The organism is Rhizobium sp. Leaf311 (assembly GCF_001423445.1).
GTDB lineage: Bacteria > Pseudomonadota > Alphaproteobacteria > Rhizobiales > Rhizobiaceae > Agrobacterium.
On the sequence record NZ_LMNZ01000004.1, the window covers coordinates 13,701 to 31,731 of the forward strand.

15 protein-coding genes are annotated in these 18,031 nt (G+C 57.6%); 9 read left to right on the plus strand and 6 right to left on the minus strand.

The features are described 5' to 3' along the window. Positions 1-539: 539 nt before the first annotated feature. The 4 genes from ASF69_RS05870 to ASF69_RS05885 form a co-directional block, all read right to left on the minus strand. Entirely contained in the window at positions 540-1,595 is a 1,056-nt protein-coding gene (locus ASF69_RS05870; protein ID WP_062586305.1) for a hypothetical protein, read from the minus strand. 28 nt (positions 1,596-1,623) lie between these two features. Continuing rightward, positions 1,624-2,532, minus strand: a complete 909-nt coding sequence (locus tag ASF69_RS05875; protein WP_062586306.1) for a phosphotransferase — start codon at positions 2,530-2,532, stop codon at positions 1,624-1,626. Further along, positions 2,532-3,176, minus strand: a complete 645-nt coding sequence (locus ASF69_RS05880; RefSeq protein WP_062586308.1) for an HAD family phosphatase — start codon at positions 3,174-3,176, stop codon at positions 2,532-2,534. Before ASF69_RS05880 ends, ASF69_RS05875 begins: the two co-directional genes overlap by 1 nt. Positions 3,177-3,433: 257 nt before the next feature. Beyond that, entirely contained in the window at positions 3,434-4,138 is a 705-nt protein-coding gene (locus tag ASF69_RS05885) for a hypothetical protein (RefSeq protein WP_156462004.1), read from the minus strand. Between the two features lie 301 nt (positions 4,139-4,439). Here ASF69_RS05885 and ASF69_RS05895 point away from each other — a divergent pair, with 301 nt between their 5' ends. From ASF69_RS05895 to ASF69_RS05930, 8 genes are all read left to right on the plus strand, one after another. Beyond that, complete coding sequence (locus tag ASF69_RS05895; RefSeq protein ID WP_062586311.1) at positions 4,440-5,771, plus strand: alpha/beta hydrolase; 1,332 nt, start codon at positions 4,440-4,442, stop codon at positions 5,769-5,771. Positions 5,772-5,841: 70 nt separating this feature from the next. Next, the gene (locus ASF69_RS05900; protein WP_062586312.1) at positions 5,842-6,879 is read left to right on the plus strand and encodes a 4-hydroxyproline epimerase; all 1,038 of its coding nucleotides are present in this window, start codon (positions 5,842-5,844) and stop codon (positions 6,877-6,879) included. Between the two features lie 129 nt (positions 6,880-7,008). Continuing rightward, entirely contained in the window at positions 7,009-8,046 is a 1,038-nt protein-coding gene (gene pyrC, locus ASF69_RS05905; RefSeq protein WP_062586313.1) for a dihydroorotase, read from the plus strand. A 70-nt stretch (positions 8,047-8,116) separates the two neighbouring features. Further along, entirely contained in the window at positions 8,117-8,815 is a 699-nt protein-coding gene (locus ASF69_RS05910; protein WP_062586314.1) for an orotate phosphoribosyltransferase, read from the plus strand. A 96-nt stretch (positions 8,816-8,911) separates the two neighbouring features. After that, entirely contained in the window at positions 8,912-9,838 is a 927-nt protein-coding gene (locus ASF69_RS05915) for a carbohydrate kinase (RefSeq protein WP_062586315.1), read from the plus strand. Between the two features lie 80 nt (positions 9,839-9,918). Further along, positions 9,919-10,179 (plus strand): hypothetical protein, encoded by a 261-nt coding sequence (locus ASF69_RS05920; RefSeq protein WP_062586316.1) that lies wholly within the window; start codon positions 9,919-9,921, stop codon positions 10,177-10,179. A 281-nt stretch (positions 10,180-10,460) separates the two neighbouring features. Continuing rightward, on the plus strand, positions 10,461-11,336 hold the full coding sequence (locus ASF69_RS05925) for a DUF5677 domain-containing protein (RefSeq protein WP_062586318.1): 876 nt from the start codon (positions 10,461-10,463) through the stop codon (positions 11,334-11,336). Positions 11,337-11,591: 255 nt separating this feature from the next. Then, entirely contained in the window at positions 11,592-12,944 is a 1,353-nt protein-coding gene (locus ASF69_RS05930) for a dicarboxylate/amino acid:cation symporter (protein ID WP_062586319.1), read from the plus strand. Positions 12,945-13,154: 210 nt separating this feature from the next. Here ASF69_RS05930 and pgi read toward each other — a convergent pair whose 3' ends face one another. Together pgi and ASF69_RS05940 are read right to left on the minus strand one after the other, a co-directional pair. Next, complete coding sequence (pgi, locus tag ASF69_RS05935; protein ID WP_062586321.1) at positions 13,155-14,780, minus strand: glucose-6-phosphate isomerase; 1,626 nt, start codon at positions 14,778-14,780, stop codon at positions 13,155-13,157. A gap of 107 nt (positions 14,781-14,887) precedes the next feature. Further along, positions 14,888-16,600: a long-chain-fatty-acid--CoA ligase gene (locus tag ASF69_RS05940; protein ID WP_062586323.1), complete on the minus strand. Its 1,713-nt coding sequence runs from the start codon at positions 16,598-16,600 to the stop codon at positions 14,888-14,890. 280 nt (positions 16,601-16,880) lie between these two features. Between ASF69_RS05940 and ASF69_RS05945 the strand changes: the two genes are divergently transcribed. Beyond that, entirely contained in the window at positions 16,881-17,933 is a 1,053-nt protein-coding gene (locus ASF69_RS05945; RefSeq protein WP_062586325.1) for an ABC transporter ATP-binding protein, read from the plus strand. The last annotated feature ends 98 nt before the right edge of the window (positions 17,934-18,031 follow it).

Here is an 18,031-nt window from a genome sequence, read left to right on the forward strand (position 1 = left end):
TTTGATGGATAACAATAATCTGACTTACTGATAAATTGGCCGCTGCTTTTGAGACATAAAGCTGCGTCGACTGCCGATGACGTCCGTCCCCCACCAAACATCCTTTACAGGCATCCGCCGGCTGGACAGCCTTGCTCTGACGCAATCGACGGATTGCCTCCATGGCAAAAGGGCAGAAAAAAACTGAGGGGCGTGTTTTGGCGTCGATGCTCATGTGACGTCCGCGCGCAGCGCTGCATCTTCCGATTTTCTTCACATGGCGAAAACTGGCTCAGCGGCGGTCAGTGACCCACTTTCGCAGCATAACCTTCTTGGCGCCAACAATGGCCCTGTCCAAGGGGGACGTCATAGCGTTGTCTTTTGAGAAGCCGGCCCCGAGCCGGCAATTGCGCTCTGTAGCGGACGGGTGACCATCCGATACAGGTGATTGATGACTTGGGGCTTTATCCTGCCCAAGTCAGGACAAAGCCGAGCTGCAGCGCGGTCTCAAGAGCATGTCTGATGTTCAGGAGAAAGAGGCGTAATCTCGCCTGCCTGATTTAATCATCGAACCGCATCCTCATTGCCAGGCGGGGTTCGCTTGGGTCCACTTCAAGACTGTTTGCGCTGGTGAAGGGAACGGTGGGATGTGGCGCGCTGATGACGCTGTATCGGCCAATCGGCATGTCGAACAGGATGTCCCCCGATGGCAGTCCAAGTGCCGCCAGCTGCTGTTCGGTTTCCTGACGTGCGCTTTCTGGACGAATCGAAATGAAGACGACACGATGTCCTTCCGCGATCAGCTCCCGCGTTACGGAGACGGCCTCCTCGTTGGCTGCCACATCGGCAAAGCGGGGGGAAAAGTGCGCATTGCCTCTTTCCAGTATGAAGCCGTCCAGCAGGATGAAATAGCTGCCCTTTTGCTGCAGGTTCCGGCGCCACTCCTTCAATGTTCCCCAATCCTGATAATCGGTGACGCGGCAGGAGGAGAAGGGTTCGCCATCAAGGATCATGCCCGCGATGATGTCGGAGGTGTAGAGCTCGCGCTGCCATGTGGCGCGTTCCTCTTTCAGCTTCTCGTAAAGAGCGACATACTGGGCGGGGTTGCGAAAGAAATAACCGCCGACGGAGAAGAGATCGGAAATCACCTCCTTCTCGCGGATGGCCATGATAACCCCGGAATCGTCCGTCTTGATATAGCTCTTGTTGCGCGGATTTATGGCGTCAAAACTATTCAAGGATTCGCAGGCGACATAGTTGTATGGGCGATCAATATCCGACAGGGCAAAGCTGTTGTCGCTGTCCTTGACGAGGAAGGGCTCCGACAGTCCCGTGGCCTGCAGGGTGCGTGTGACCGTCTCCGGCTGGCTTGCCGTTGGTTCGTCCAGGACGACGATTTCCACCGCCTTGCCGAATGTCGCACGCAGACCCGCGCGGGCGTCATACTTCTCGTCGTGTTCCTTCAGGATCGTAATGATAAGATCGTCATGGTTGACGTCGAGCTTGCTGACGGCCTCTGCTATCATGGGGCGTCCATTGTTCGATGGCAGCGACCATTTCGGCGGCATGCCCGGGTAGCGCGAGGACCTTCCGCCGCAGGGAACGATGACTTTCATGCAATGGGAACCTTCTTTAATAGTCGATCTAAATCTGTTTTGCGAGCAACTGCTCTAGACGGTCGAGAACGAAGCTGCGGTCTTCGTGCGTCCTGGTATAGGGCAGTATCCGGGCAAGATGGACACAGAGGACGATCGGGAGTAACGCGGGTGAGTCCTTCAGGCGCCTGCTTGCAAGCGCGGCAAGTGCCTGGCGGAAGTAGGACACGACGCTGAGAGGCAGAGGTTCGGCCTTTCGCATGTACCATCCGGCCCGCAGATCCTGTTCGAGCTTGCCGACATCCGCGATCCAATGGCTGAGAAACGTATCCAGAAAATCGATGAACACGACGTCGCCTGCTTCAGTTACCACGATGTTCTCAAGCGTCAGGTCGCCGTGGCAGGCGGTTACGGCCAACTCTTCCGGTATCTTTGCATATTCGAGGATGCCAATCAGGCCGAGCACAGCGTTTCGCGCCCGAACATCTTCCCGTGGAATGGCCGAGAGGATTTCGTGGCATTTCGTCAGTGAGTTCTGCCGTGGCGAAAAGAGCTGCTGCGGATTCTCCAGATTCGCAAAGCGCTCAATCGCCATCAGGAGCTTGTCGAGGAATCGTGCGATCGCAGGGAAGCTGGCCGTCCGCAGATAGCTGATGCCGTCGAGTCCCTTGATGTATTCCATATCGAAATAGTAGAGCCCGTCGATGTAGCCTTCATCGAGTATTCTTGGAGTTGTCGCGCAACCGATCAACTGACTGGCCGTGAGCCGCTGCTTGATGGCCTGCGCCTGGAGCCTGGAATTTCCGCTGGCCGTGCCGGAAATCTTGCGGATAAAGGCAGGGCTGTCCCCTTCGCGAATGAGCAGAATCCTTGCCCCCGAGAAGCCAGACAGTTCAATTTCTGTCCGCGGTAGCTGGAGGTCGTGCCGCAGCGCGTTGCTGGAATTCATCGAGAGCATCAGGCCACCCGTGTTACGCTGTGATCAAGCTCGGTGCGCCATGCGGGCAGTGTTTTCCGGACGTCGAAAACCTGCATTCCGGCGGCCCTGGCTGCGGCCACGCCATCATCCATGTCCTCGAATACGAGGCATTCTTCTGGAATTGCGCCAAGAGCGCGCGCACCCTTCAGGTACCCTTCCGGATCGGGCTTGCCCTTCTGGACATCGTCACCGGTAATGACCACTTGAAAAACGGAGCTCCAGCCCATTGAGGCGAGGGTGGTCTCGACGCTTTTGCGTGAGCCGGAGGAGACAAGTCCAATCGGAAACGTGGCCGCGAGTGCTGGAAGCAGCATGGCGCAGGGGAGCCTGGATGGCGGGCTTTCCGAAAAAAGCTGCTCTGCCCTTGCTACCTTGCGACGATGGATTTCCTCCACCGGGAGGGCGCAAACGTTCCCCGCCAGAAGACGCGGGATCGTCTCTCTGGCAGCGCCACCCGATGCAGCCATGAAGGTTGTGAATGAGAGAGAGATGCCAAGGTCGGCAAGAACGTCCCTATATGCCTGGAAATGCAGAGGCATGGTGTCGACAAGTGTCCCATCGAGGTCAAAGAGCATTGCCTTCGGCATCGAGCCACCGATCGGCTGAAAATGGTCACTCGACATTTCTAGGTTGCCTCCTGGGTATTCTTCTAGGCTAGGGTTAAATATCGAACCTTGCATGGGGCTTGTTGATGCACCCCTGAGCGGCGGGACAGAGAGAGATTTCGGCGTCACCGTTCAACTGCTTGCGCTGGAACGGCTGTCGCGGAGCTGCTTGTGGGCAAGGGAGAGACCGTGACCCGAACCAGAAGCTGGCGTGGGTCTTTTGTGCGGGGGGGGCTGAGAAGGGACGGGGCGCCGATAGCGGCGCCCTTTGACCCTCAGGCGCGGATCTCCGGAATGAAGACCGTATCGCCGCTGCTGTGCTGGGCAATATGGGGCCGATTGTGAATTTCGTAGAGCGGATTTCTACATTCGGGATTGCCAAACATCGTATTCGAATCCCAATATCCGTCCTCTATGAATCTGAGGTCGTTGTGCATGATCCGCAGGTGATAATACAGAAGATGCAGGTGCTTGCGGCCGGACAGCTGGCTCATGATGAGGCTGTCGTAGAAGGGTGACATCGCATTCTTGCCGACGACGTGGACGGCGTCGCCGACGCGGAAGTGGTCACGCCAGTGGTTGCGATACTCGCGCCAGGGGAAGTAGATCGCATTCTCGTCAAGCTGCACGTCCCAGGCATCGAAGCTTTTCTTGAATTCGAGATCGAAGCGCGAGACGATGAGCACATCGGTTTTGCCATGTTCGAAAACACGGCGCACACCGGCCTTGTAGGTTTCGGCCTGCGTGCTGCCTGCCGCGTCCAGCAGGATGGTTTCGCATTTTCCGATTTTTGCCTGAATTTCCGCAAGTGCCGGGCTGTCATAGGTCGCAAGGTAAATATTGGCCTCGGGATCCTTCCTGCGAACAGGGTCAATCAGCTTTTCAATCAATGAATCAATGTTGTTTCGAGCGTCCATGGATAACCCGAAGCGGTCAGCTTCGAGGAAGTTGTTACCTCTTATAAGTATAGAGAGTCTCATTTCACTTTTCTCCGAAATAATAATGCGACCTCTGCAATCGTTCCTGACGCTCTTTGATGAGGTGCTTGAGATCGCATCACGTCTATTTGACGTAGCAGTCGCCAAGCTTGCCTTTTGTTTGGTGACGCATCGGCGGGAGCGCCAGGTTGAGGCGCCTGCGTCACACATCACCGGAAAGGCACGCCGGACCCGGGCCGGAAGGCTGGCTAACGACAGGCCCTTCTGCGATAAGCATGGCTTGAGTTTGCATGGCGAAGGGACAGGCTGAGTGTTCCGGTGGCTTTTGCGGGGAGTATCTGGAATGGCCGCAAGGCTCGTAGCAATCGTGACCATGTTGGCCGTCTTGGCAGGCTGCGGCGGAAGGCCTATCGGTGTGATGACACCGACCGGTCAGTTGGTGCAGGGGACTTCGCCGGTCAATCTTCTGGTCGCAACCACGCGCGCGCCGTCCGATGACAAGGCCATTCTGTTCGGTGGGGAACGCGGAACGGGGCTGAAAGTCGATGCCATCACCGTGTCCATTCCGCCCGCAGCAAACCGCACCGTCGGCCAGGTGCAGTGGCCGAAGAAACTGCCTGCCGATCCGCTGAAGAATTTCACCACGGTCTCAGTTGAGCCCATTACCAGCGAAGCGGAGAGTCGCAGCTGGATCAAGAGCCATAGCTTCAAGAGTAAGCGTGTGCTGGTCTTCGTGCACGGCTTCAACAACCGCTACGAGGAATCGGTCTATCGCTTTGCGCAGATCGTTCACGATTCCGGCTCCGATGTGATGCCGGTTGTCTTTACCTGGCCATCGCGCGCCAGCGTATTCGATTATAATTACGACAAGGAAAGCACCAATTATTCGCGTGATGCGCTGGAAGAAATGCTGACGCGGCTGGCCAAGGATGGCTCTGTCAACGACGTCACCATCATGGCGCATTCCATGGGCACCTGGCTTGCGGTGGAGGCTCTGCGCCAGATGGCGATCCGCCATGGCCGCGTCTATCCCAAGATCAACAATGTCATTCTGGCCGCACCCGATCTCGATGTGGATGTGTTTGCCCGCCAGTATGCAAGCCTTGGCAAGGAGAGGCCGAAATTCACGCTCTTCGTCTCGCAGGATGACAGGGCGCTCAGCCTTTCGCGCCGCATTTCCGGCAATGTCGACCGCCTCGGCCAGATCGACCCTTCGGCAGAGCCCTATCGCAGCCAGCTGGAAAGCGCCGGTATCACTGTTCTCGATCTGACCAAGCTGAAGTCCGGAGACAATCTCAACCACGGCAAGTTCGCCGAGAGCCCTGAGGTGGTGCGCCTTATCGGCGACCGGCTGATTGCCGGGCAGACGGTGACGGATTCGGACGTGGGCCTTGGCGAAGCCATCGGCGCGGTTGGCATCGGTGCGGCACAGACGGTCGGTACGGCGGCGAGCGTTGTCGTCAGCGCGCCGATTGCCGTGTTCGATCCCCGCACCCGCGAAAACTACGGGCGGCAGGTGGAGCGCCTTGGCCGCTCCGTTGGCAATACCGTCGGCTCGGTTGGAGACACCGCAACCAGCGTGGTTGATCCTCAAGCGCTGAGAACCGGTTCTGGCCGAGGCACGGACTGCACGGTGGCCGGTAACCGCGGAAAATCAGAATGCCGGGATCGCTAGAGCTGAATATACAAACAGTATTTTATCGGATATGACCGGCCTCATGTAATCCCATTCCGGAGTGGCCCCCATGCGGTTCAAACGTACCCTTCAGCTTCTCGATGTCCATTGCGAAGGTGAAATCGGGCGCGTGGCCACCGGCGGCGTTCCGAAAATTCCGGGCAGCACGGTGGCCGAACAGCTGCATTGGCTCAATACCGATCCGAAGGGGGAGGAGCTCCGGCGCTTCCTGACGCTGGAGCCGCGCGGCGCGCCCATCGGCTCCGTCAACCTTCTGCTGCCGCCCAAGCACCCGGATGCGGATGCCGCCTTTGTCATCCTTCAGCCGGATCAGGCCCATGCGAGCTCCGGCTCCAACTCCATCTGTGCCACGACGGCGCTTCTGGAAAGCGGCATGGTGGAGATGAAGGAGCCGGAAACCATCGTCATGCTGGAAACGGCGGCCGGTCTGGTCAAGGCCACCGCCACCTGCCGCGATGGGCGCTGCGAAAAGGTGAAACTCACCATGGTGCCGTCCTTCGTGCATGAGCTGGACGTTGAGATCGACACGCCGGACTGGGGCCGCATCCGCATGGATATCGCCTATGGCGGCATCTTCTATGCCCTCGTTGACGTGGGCCAGATTGGGCTGACCATCGACAAGGCCAATGCGGCAAAGCTGGTGGCGGCAGGCATGGTGCTGAAGGATATCGTCAACCGCGAAATCCCTGTCGTGCATCCCGAAATCCCGGCGATCTCGGGCGTCGCCTATGTCATGTTCCGCGATACCGAGACCGATGGCACCATCCGCACCTGCACCACCATGTGGCCGGGCCGGGCGGATCGCTCGCCCTGCGGCACGGGCAATTCCGCAAATCTCGCCACGCTGCACGCGCGCGGCAAGGTCAAGGTTGGCGATAGCTACACCTCCCGCTCCATCATCGGCACGCAGTTCGAGGTCGGCCTTTCTGCGGTGACTGAGGCGGCGGGCAAGGCGGCGGTCATTCCCACCATTGCCGGGCGCGGCTTTACCTTCGGCATGCATCAGGTCTGGCTTGATCCCAATGATCCGCTGGCCGATGGTTTTGCCATGACGGATGTCTGGGGCCCGCAGGCAGGCGCGATCTAGAGCGCTTCCGTTTAACAAGGAAGCGCTCTAACGCCAGCTTTTGCGCTGAAAAAGTGGTTTTTGGCGCTGTCTTCTCGCGCAGAATGGTGTTAAACGGGCGCAATTCCAGCAAGCTCCGAGGCTAAAACGATGAAGTCGATCACCCTTCGCCGCCCTGATGACTGGCACCTGCATTTGCGCGATGGCGCCATGCTGGAGGGCGTGATCGGTGATACCAGCCGCCATTTCGCCCGCGCCATCATCATGCCGAACCTCGTGCCGCCTGTTGTCACGACAGCAGATGCCATCGCCTATAAGGAGCGCATCACCAAGGCTATTCCGTCAGGTGATCGCTTCCAGCCGCTGATGACGCTGTATCTGACTGAGCATACCAGCGCCGATGATGTGGAACAGGGCAAGACGAGCGGCCTCATCCATGCGGTCAAGCTTTACCCTGCCGGTGCCACCACCAATTCCCACGGTGGCGTCAGGGATATGGACAAGGCTATGCCGGTGCTGGAGCGTATGGCGAAGATCGGCTTGGCCCTTTGCGTTCATGGCGAGGTGACGACGCCCGAAGTCGATATTTTCGACCGCGAGAAGGTGTTCATCGAGACGGTTCTGGAGCCGCTGCGAACGCGCCTGCCTGAGTTGAAGGTGACGATGGAGCATGTGACAACGCGAGATGGCGTGGATTACATCAAGTCATCCAAGGCCAATCTGGCTGGTACCATCACCACCCATCACCTCATTATCAACCGCAACGCCATTCTGGTGGGCGGTATCAAGCCGCATTATTACTGCCTGCCGGTCGCCAAGCGCGAAGAACACCGCCTGGCGCTGCGCGCTGCCGCCACATCCGGCGACAGCAGATTTTTCCTCGGCACGGATTCCGCCCCGCATGTGGACCCGTTGAAGGAATGCGCCTGTGGTTGCGCGGGCATCTACACCTCCATCAACACCATGAGCTGCCTTGCCCATGTGTTCGAGCAGGACAATGCGCTCGATAGACTGGAAGCCTTCACCTCGCTCAGCGGCCCCGCCTGGTATGGCCTTGCGCCGAACGAGGACACCATCACGCTCATCAAGCGCGATGAGCCGGTCAGCTTCCCAGAGAAGATCGAGACGGGTGCAGGCCCGGTTACGGTGTTTGACCCCATGTTCCCGTTGCATTGGGATGTCGCCTGAGTTTTTCAAATCACTGCCGGTTCGTCCGGCAGTTTTTCTATGTAGCATCCGATCAAAGAGGAAACGCCCGATGTCCACATTCACATTCACGGATCGCGCCCTGGTGGCAGAACTTGTCGCGAAGATGCTGTGGGAGATCAAGGCGGTTCATTTCAATTCCGCAAGCCCCTACACCTTCGCATCGGGCATGAAGAGCCCGGTCTATATTGACATGCGCAAGCTAATTTCCTATCCGCGCATTCGCTCCACCGTCATGGATTTTGCAGCTGCGAAAATCGTGGCCGATGCCGGTTTTGAAAAGTACGATTGCGTGGCCGGTGGCGAAACCGCAGGCATTCCCTTCGCAGCCTTTCTGGCTGAACGTCTTGGTCTGCCGATGATCTATTGCCGCAAGAAGCCAAAGGGCCATGGCCGCAATGCGCAGATCGAAGGCCACATGCCTGAAGGTGCACGCGTGCTTGTGATCGAAGATCTGACGACCGCTGGCGGCTCCATGTTCACCTTCATCGAAGCCATCCGCGCAGCCGGTGGTATTGTCGATCACGGCATTGCGCTGTTTTATTACGGTATCTTCCCGGAGGCGGAGGCGCGCTTTGCCAACGGAAATGTGAAGCTGCATTACCTCAGCACATGGCGCAATGTTCTGGCAGTTGCCCGCTCCGAAAAACTGTTCGATGACAAGACCCTGTCGGAAGTCGAAGCCTTCCTCGACAATCCGCTGCCGTGGTCTGCCGCACGCGGCGGGGTCAGCGAATTGCCGCAATCCTGATCTTGGTTAGGCACAGAATTTTCGATTGGTAGACATCTGGCCAATTCAGGCGAAGTTGTTTAAATCGATTTAGTTTTTGATACGGAGGAGAACCGGATGATCCTGTGTTGTGGTGAAGCCCTGATCGACATGCTGCCGCGTGAAACCACGAAAGGCGAAGCCGGTTTTGCGCCCTATGCGGGCGGCGCGGTCTTCAACACGGCGATTGCGCTGGGTCGTCTCGGCGTTCCCTCCGCCTTCTTCTGCGGCATCGCCGATGACATGATGGGCGAGATCCTGAAAGATACGCTGAAGGCCAGCAATGTCGATTACAGCCTTTGCGCCTTCTCGCATCGCCCCTCCACCATCGCCTTCGTGAAACTGGTCGATGGCCACGCAACCTATGCCTTTTACGATGAAGGCACGGCGCTGCGGATGCTGTCGGAAAGCGATCTGCCCAATATCGGAGCCGATTGCGAAGCCATGCACTTCGGCGCGATCAGCCTCATTCCCGAACCCTGCGGCGGCACCTATGAAGCGCTTCTGATGCGCGAACACGACAAACGCGTCATTTCCCTCGACCCCAATATCCGCCCCGGTTTCATCAAGGACAAGCAGAAGCACCTTGAGCGCATCAACCGCATGGCCGCCAAGTCCGACATCGTGAAGTTCTCTGATGAGGATCTGGCGTGGTTCGGTCTGGAAGGCGATGAAGACACGCTTGCCCGCCACTGGCTGCACCACGGCGCCAAGCTCGTGGTCGTCACCCGCGGCGCGGAAGGCGCGGTCGGCTACACGTCGAACCTTCGCGTGGAAGTGCCGAGCGAGCGCGTCGAGGTCGTCGATACCGTCGGCGCAGGCGACACCTTCGACGCCGGCATCCTTGCCTCGCTCAAACTCCAAGGCCTGCTCACCAAGCCACAAGTCGCGGCCCTGACGGAAGAGCAGATTGCCAAGGCGCTTGCGCTCGGCGCAAAGGCTGCGGCTGTAACAGTGTCGCGTGCAGGGGCGAACCCGCCATGTGCGAATGAGATTGGGCTTTGAGGACCGGGTTGGAATTTTTTTGGAGATGGGTTTTACCGCTCTGCCTTTCTTCGGCCAAAACGCTCGCTCTATAAGCTCACATGGAAAACCTTCAGACCTACATCCCAGAGGACATTGGCTCTATTCTCGTGATGGCCGTTTTTGCGGTCATCGCCATCTGGCTGGTGATGTTCGTGGTGCGCAAGCTGATCGGCATTGCGCTGCTGGCCGCTGTCGTCATCGGTGGGCTGATGGTCTGGCAGAACCCATCCATGCTGTTGACCGCGCAGGATACCGCCACGCGTTATTACGAACAGTGGCATGATGGCGGGATATCCAACGGAGACCAGCAGCGCTGGTGAAGCTGCTGGATTACGCTCTTATGCACCTTTTGGTGCCAGAGCAAAAAACCGAGATGCGGAGCTAAAGAGCCAGCCGTATGGTGCACCGTCGGCGTCTTGCCTCGACCGAAGCCCAGATCACCCAGACTGCCACGCTTGGCGGAGACCCCAACTTCGGTAGGAGATCGGATCGGAACTTTGCGGGTTGGACTGCTGACGCTTACGCCCGATCTATTCAAGCATTGCCAGCGAAACCGTCATTGCAGTTGTTCTGAACGCGTGCAGAATGATAAGCTTAGAGAATGAAAGAACTCACAGCCATAACTGCTAAATATCAGCGCGACTACATCGAGAAGCATTTTAGCTCTCTCGAAGGTTTGAATGAGTTTTCACTCCAGTTCTTCACAGACATTGCAGATATCTACGACACAATGACGCGGATGCGCAATGTTGAGCGTAATCCCTCGGGCTACTCAATTGACGATGCTCCGATTCTTGGGCTACTTGTGCGCGTTTCCAAGCTTCTTAAGCAATGCGTAAAGTACCACGAAATGGACAATGCCGAAGTAATTGCAATCTTCGAGCGGCCACTCATTGAGGCAACCACAATCGCAACATATCTCATGTCGAATGATGGAGCCGTAATGGAAGATTATCGGAAATGTTCTTATAAGGATAGACTAAGAATCCTCAGAGAGATGGAGGCAGGTTCGCCTTTCTTTGACACCAAGGCAGGAAAGCGTTTGCTCTCATCTGTTAGGGAAAAGATGGAGTTCGAAGGGTTAACGCCCAATGATTTTGGCGAGCAAAAGAAGAATAAGTGGAGGCTCCAAGGAAAAAGTTTCCGTGACATATTTGCAGAAGTTGAACACGATTCCCTTTATTCTGCGACTTATGGCATGATGTCGGAGTCGCTCCACGGCTCTTGGAACGAGTCGATGGATTGGGGCTTGGTGCGCAACGATGATGGGACGTTTTCTGCCTTTACGGAGCACCATCCCGCCGACATCAGATTTGTCACTCCAATTATAAGATTTACCATCCGTCCGTTTCGGCTTTGGCTTTGGCTCCAGAGGATCGAAGTCTACGATAGCAACTTCAAGGGCACGATGGACTGGATCGAGCGGGTAAATACCCGTTTATTCGGTCGGTTTGACGACCTTTACGAAGGACAGTAACCGTCTAACGCCGCAAGCCAGTTTCGCTTTATCCACCTGCCGGGACGGATCGATCTCATGAATTGTTTTGATCCGTAAACGAGCGGTGATTTGCTCAAGCCATGCCCGGTTACTCTATAAACGAAATTTCTAATGAATCGCCCGGGCGAGCAATTCCGTTCGTTGATGTTGTGGACAAGAAGCAGAGAATAGAACCTTCTCATCATTTCCACGTTAGACGGTAGCCATCGTCTTTTCGTTTTCACGGAATTCAAAATGTCAGCTCAATCCACCACAAGGGCTCTTAAGCCCTTTTACGCTTCTTTCGGTTTTCAAGTCTTTGCGGCGATGGTTGTCGGCCTTGTGCTCGGCTACATCGCCCGGCAGATGGGTGCGACGGAGGCGGGGCCGAACTGGCTGGTTCAGACGCTGGCCACCATCGGCACCATCTTTGTGCAGCTTCTGCGTGCCCTTGTGCCGCTGCTGATTTTTACCGCGATCGTCGCCTCCATCGCCAACCTGCGGGAGTTGAACAATGCAGCGCGGCTGGTCTGGCAGACGCTGCTTTGGTTTGCGATCACTGCTTTGATTGCGGTGCTCATCGGTATCGCGCTTGGTCTGTTGATCCAGCCGGGTATCAATTCCGGGGTTGCCGCCACGGCGGCTGCGGCACCATCCAGCACCGGTTCCTGGCTTGATTTTCTCAAAGGACTGATCCCCGCCAACCTGCTTGGACTTCAGGCATCGACCAAGGTCACTCCGGGTGGTGCGACGACTGCGCTGAACTTCAATGTGCTACAGATACTGGTCATTTCCATTGCCGTCGGTATCGCTGCCTTGCAGGTGGGTGAGAAGGCGGAGCCGTTTCTGGCGTTCAACCGCTCGCTTCTGGCCATCACCCGCAAGATCCTGTGGTGGGTCATTCGTCTGACGCCCATTGGCACGATTGGTCTTCTGGGCAATGCCGTTGCCGTCTATGGTTGGGAAGCGCTGGCTTCGCTCGGCTGGTACTCGGCTGCGATCTATATCGGCCTCGCCATCGTTCTCTTCGTGGTCTATCCCGTTATTCTCACCGCAAACGGCCTGAACCCGATCCGCTTTTTCTCTGGTGCATGGCCTGCCATCCAGCTTGCTTTTGTGTCGCGCTCATCGATCGGCACCCTGCCATTGACGGAACAGGTCACGGAACGCAATCTCGGTGTGCCCCGCGAATATGCGGCCTTTGCCGTGCCGCTGGGTGCAACGACAAAGATGGACGGCTGCGCTGCCATCTATCCGGCGATCTCTGCCATTTTCGTGGCTCAGTTCTACGGCGTGCCGCTCGGCATTCAGGAATATGTGTTGATTGCCTTCGTTTCGGTTTTGGGCTCTGCGGCAACGGCGGGTCTGACGGGCGCGACGGTCATGCTGACATTGACGCTGTCTACGCTCGGCCTGCCGCTGCAAGGCGTCGGCCTGCTGCTGGCGGTCGACCCGATCCTCGATATGGGTCGCACGGCGGTCAATGTGGCCGGTCAGGCGCTGATCCCCACCATCGTCGCCAAGCGTCAGGGCATTCTCGACCAGGCCGCCTATGATCGTCAGGAAGGCATCGATGCGCTCGACCCTACGATGGCGCCAGCGGAATAAGGCTGTTTTCCCGTCACCCTGGACTCGGTCCGGGGTGCCTTGCGATCAAGTGCTTGATGAAGGGACTCTTACGCGCCGCAGACGCGGCGCTGCTGGATTCCGACACAAGGTCGGAATGACGGAGATGAGGTCATCGGCAAAAGCGGATGGTCTGCATAAAAAACCCGCCGGGCGACCGGCGGGTTTTGTCGTTTTATGGGGGGTGATTGCTTACTTCGCCAGACCCGAGAGTGCCTTGACCAGACCCTGCGTCGAGCTGTCATGGCCTTCGGCGCTTTCCTTGCCTTCCACGACAGGCAGAAGGCCGGTTGCCAGTTCCTTGCCAAGCTCCACGCCCCACTGGTCGAAGGAATTGATGCGGAACAGGACGCCTTCCACGAAGACGCGGTGTTCGTAAAGCGCAATCAGGCGGCCAAGCGCAAAGGGCGTGAGCTTGTCATAGACGAAGGTGATGGATGGGCGGTTGCCGGTGAAGACGCGGTGCGGGGCGATGAAGTCGGCCTTTTTGTCGTCCATGCCCTTGGACGTCAACTGCTCCTTGGCTTCGGAGAGCGTGCGGCCCTTCATCAGCGCTTCGGATTGCGCAAGGCAATTGGCGATGAGCAACTGGTGCTGGTGGCGCAGATCAGGCTCGAAGCCATTGGCGGCAATCATGAATTCGGCAGGGATGACGCTCGTGCCCTGATGGATGAGCTGATAGAAAGCGTGCTGACCGTTGGTGCCGGGCTCACCCCAAACGACAGGGCCGGACTGGCCTTCGACCGGCGTGCCGTCAATGGTGACGCCCTTGCCGTTGGATTCCATGTCGAGCTGCTGGAGATAGGCGGGGAAGCGCGACAGGCGCTGGTCATAGGGCAGGATGGCGCGGGTTGGGTAGTCCAGCACATTGCGGTGGTAAAAACCGATGAGGCCGAGCAGCATGGGCAGGTTCTGGCGCACCGGCGCTTCCCGGAAATGCGTGTCCATGGCGTGCGCGCCATCCAGGAACTTGCCGAAATTTTCAGGGCCGATGGCAATCATCAGCGGCAGGCCGATGGCCGACCAGATGGAGTAGCGTCCGCCGACCCAATCCCAGAAACCGAAGACACGGTCGCTATCGATGCCGAATTTGGCCACCTTGTCGAGCGCGGTGGAAACGGCGCAGAAGTGGTGGCCGACGGCGTCTTCGCCCAGCTTGTCGGCAATGAATGCGCGTGCCGTGGCGGCATTGGTCATCGTCTCGATGGTGGTAAAGGTCTTGGAAGCGATGATGAAGAGCGATGTTTCCGGGTCGATCTGCTTGAGCGTATCGGCAATATGGGCGGCATCGATGTTGGAAACGAAATGCGCGCGTGGGCCATCATGGAAAGGTGCAAGCGCCAGCGTTGCCATGACCGGGCCAAGGTCGGAACCGCCAATGCCGATATTGACGACATCGGTGATTTTCTTGCCGGTCGCGCCCTTAAGCGCGCCGGAGCGGATGGCATCGGCAAACTTGCCCATGGCGGCAAGCACGCCGTTCACGTCAGGCATCACATCCTTGCCATCGACCAGCACGGGCGTGTTGGACCGGTTGCGCAGTGCTGTGTGCAGAACGGCGCGGCCTTCGGTGAAGTTGATCTCCTTGCCGGAGAACATCTCGTCGCGCTTCGTCTCGACGCCACCTTCGAGGGCGAGCTTTTCGAGAAGCGCCAGCACCTCGTCATTCACGGCGCATTTGGAGTAATCCATCAACAGATCGTCGAAGCGCACGCTGAATTGCTCGAACCGATTGGCGTTGGCGGCAAAAGCGGCGCGAAGATCGGTGGCTGCGGTCTTGGCAGCGGTGGATTTCAGATTTTCGACGATAGCCTGCATGGAATGCTCCTCATGCTCCGGGAAAGGATGAGGAAACTATTCTTTTTCATCAGGCTAAATCAAGGCGCGATCGACTAAATCGATTGAAATATTATGAAGCGCACCAATCAGTTAGCCAGCTTTCGAAGTTCACGCCGCAGGATCTTGCCGACATTGGTCTTCGGAAGTTCTGTCAGAAACGCAATGTGCTTAGGCCGCTTGTAGTTGGTCAGGCTCTTGGCGCAGAATTCGCGCAGATCTTCGGCGGTCAGGTCAGGGTCTTTCTTGACCACATAGAGCTTTACGGCCTCGCCGGAATGGTCATCCGGCACGCCAACGGCAGCACATTCCTGCACGCCGGGATGGGCCGCCGCCACTTCCTCGATTTCATTGGGATAGACGTTGAAGCCGGAAACCAGGATCATGTCCTTCTTGCGGTCAACGATCTTGGTATAGCCGCGCTCATCCATGAAGCCCATGTCGCCAGAACGGAAGAAACCATCTGGCGTCATCACCTTTGCAGTCTCATCCGGGCGCTGCCAATAGCCCGGCATGACCTGTGGGCCACGAATACAGATTTCGCCGACTTCGCCAAGCGGCAGGCTGTTGCCGTCATCATCGCGGATGTCGACATCCGTGGATGGCACGGGAAGCCCGATCGTGCCGCTGAAATCGGACTGGCCAAGCGGGTTGACGGTGGCAACGGGCGAGGTTTCCGAAAGTCCATAGCCCTCACAGATATGGGTGCCGGTAACGGCGGCCCAGCGTTCGGCAACAGGCCGCTGCACCGACATGCCGCCACCCATGACCAGCACCAGCGAAGACAGATCCAGCTTTGCGAAATCCTTATTGTTCAACAGCGCGTTGAACAGGGTGTTGATGGCTGGAAAGACATGCGGCGTGTAGTTGGAAAGCTCCTTGACGAAGCCGGGAATATCGCGCGGATTCGCGATCAGCAGGTTATGACCGCCAAGCGCGATGCCCATCAGCGAATTCACCGTCAGCGCAAAAATATGGTAGAGCGGCAGGGCGCAGACGAAGTTCATCACCTCCGGCCGCTTCTTGTTAAGGAACACCGCGTCCATCCAGAGCGAAATCTGCGCCTTGTTTGCAAGCAGGTTCGCATGGGTCAGAATGGCGCCCTTGGAGATGCCCGTGGTTCCGCCGGTATATTGCAGGAAGGCGATATCGTCGCGCATGATTGGCGCCGTCTTCAGGTCCATCTGCCGGGATTGCGACAGAACCTGTTTAAAGCCGACAGCCTTGGGCAGATCGTAGGCCGGCACCATTTTCTTGACCTTGCGCACCACGAAATTGACGAGGTGGCCCTTCAGGCCCAAGAGGTCTCCCATCGTCGTGACGATGACATGCTCAACATCGGTCTTGGGCAGGGCCTGTTGGACGACATGCGCGAAATTTTCCAGCACGAAGAGGGCTTTTGCGCCTGAATCCTTGAGCTGATGTTCCAATTCGCGGGGCGTATAAAGCGGGTTGACGTTGACCACCGTCATGCCTGCTCTGAGGATCGCATAGGTCGCCACCGGGTTCTGCAGGATGTTCGGCATCATGACCGCAACCCGGTCGCCCTTCTTCAGGCCCAGACTTTGCAGCCATGCGCCCACGCGGCGTGTCAGTTCTTCCAGCTGCCTGTAGGTCAGCGATTTGCCCATGGAGGAAAATGCCTTGCGCTCGGCATAGCGCTCGCAATTCTTCTCAACAAGTTCAGCCAGGGAATTGTAACCCAGATCGGGAAGCTCGGCGGGAACGCCTGGAGGATAGGAAGCAAGCCATGGCTTTTCACGGCTATGCGTTTGCTGATGGCCCAGATTCGTATTGCTCATGAAATTCCTCCCCATGCTGGCATTCGCAAGCACTGCTGAACCAATTTGCCCGTCTGCTCCTCAGCTGGACAGGCGTGTGCTGGCACGTGCTTGCAAGCGTAGATGAAGCCTCCAAAACCATCCACTCACATCAGCGTATTTAACTCTAACGTAAACGTCAACTGCGCACATCAAATACACGATGGGGCAGTGTGGCTACACGCGTTCGACAACGAGCTTTTGACATTAAAGCTGATTTGCGCGATCAACAAACCGCAGCGAAAACACACGGAATTCGGACATGTCTGGCATTGAGGCACTCAAACTCGGCACAATCGGTAAGCGTTTTGGCGAAACGACTGTGCTTGAGGATGTCAGCCTGACCGTGGACCGCGGCGAAATCATCTGTCTCGTCGGTCGTTCCGGATGTGGCAAATCCACGCTGTTGCGGATCATCGCCGGCGTGGAAACACCCGATACGGGATCGGTGTGGATGCATGGGCGCGAAATTGCCGGGCCAACCACCTTCATGGAGCCGGAAAAACGGCGGATCGGCTTCGTGTTTCAGGACTATGCGCTGTTTCCCCATCTGACGGTGGAGCAGAATGTACTGTTCGGGCTGAAGGGATTGCCGAGGGCCGAGGCGAAGGCGCGCAGTGCCGACATGATAGAGCATGTCCGTTTGGCTGATCTGGCCGGGCGCTATCCCCATACATTATCGGGCGGTGAGCAGCAGCGTGTCGCGCTCGCGCGCGCCTTGGCCCCGAAGCCCGATATTCTGCTAATGGACGAACCCTTCTCCAATCTCGATCGCGGCCTGCGCGACAGCGTTCGCGAAGAAACGCTGGGCCTGCTGCGACGTCTGGACACCACCGTCATCATGGTAACCCACGATCCCGAAGAGGCACTGTCTGCCGGTGATCGTGTGGTGTTGATGCAGAAGGGCAGGGTCGTCCAGACCGGAACCGGCTATGACCTGCACGACAATCCGGGCAGTCGCTACGCGGCGGATTTCTTCTGCGCCTTCAACAAGGTCGAAGGCATCATGCGGGGTGGCCAGCTTGAAACGCCCGTTGGCAAGTTCTCGTCGAGCCTGGCGCTGCGTGAGGGTGACAAGGGTCTCGCTTATATCCGCCCCAGCGCCATCAGCATCACCCCTGCGGGAACCGACACGACCACGCCGGGCCGCATTACCAACCGCGTCTTCATGGGCGAGATCGAGCAGCTGTCCATCCGGGTTGACGGTCTTGTCGGGGATTTGCGCGTTCGTGGCATGAACAGGGTCCCGCCGCATCTGCAGGATGTCGGGCTTTCGATTGCACCAGGCAGCGTCCTGACCTTTACTGCAGATTGAATTCCCGAGTTTTTCCGTCCGAATAAGGCCGCCTTTCAACTCAAAGTGAGAAGAGAGGCGCGCAATTTAGCAAACTTAACTTGATTTCATCGATCATG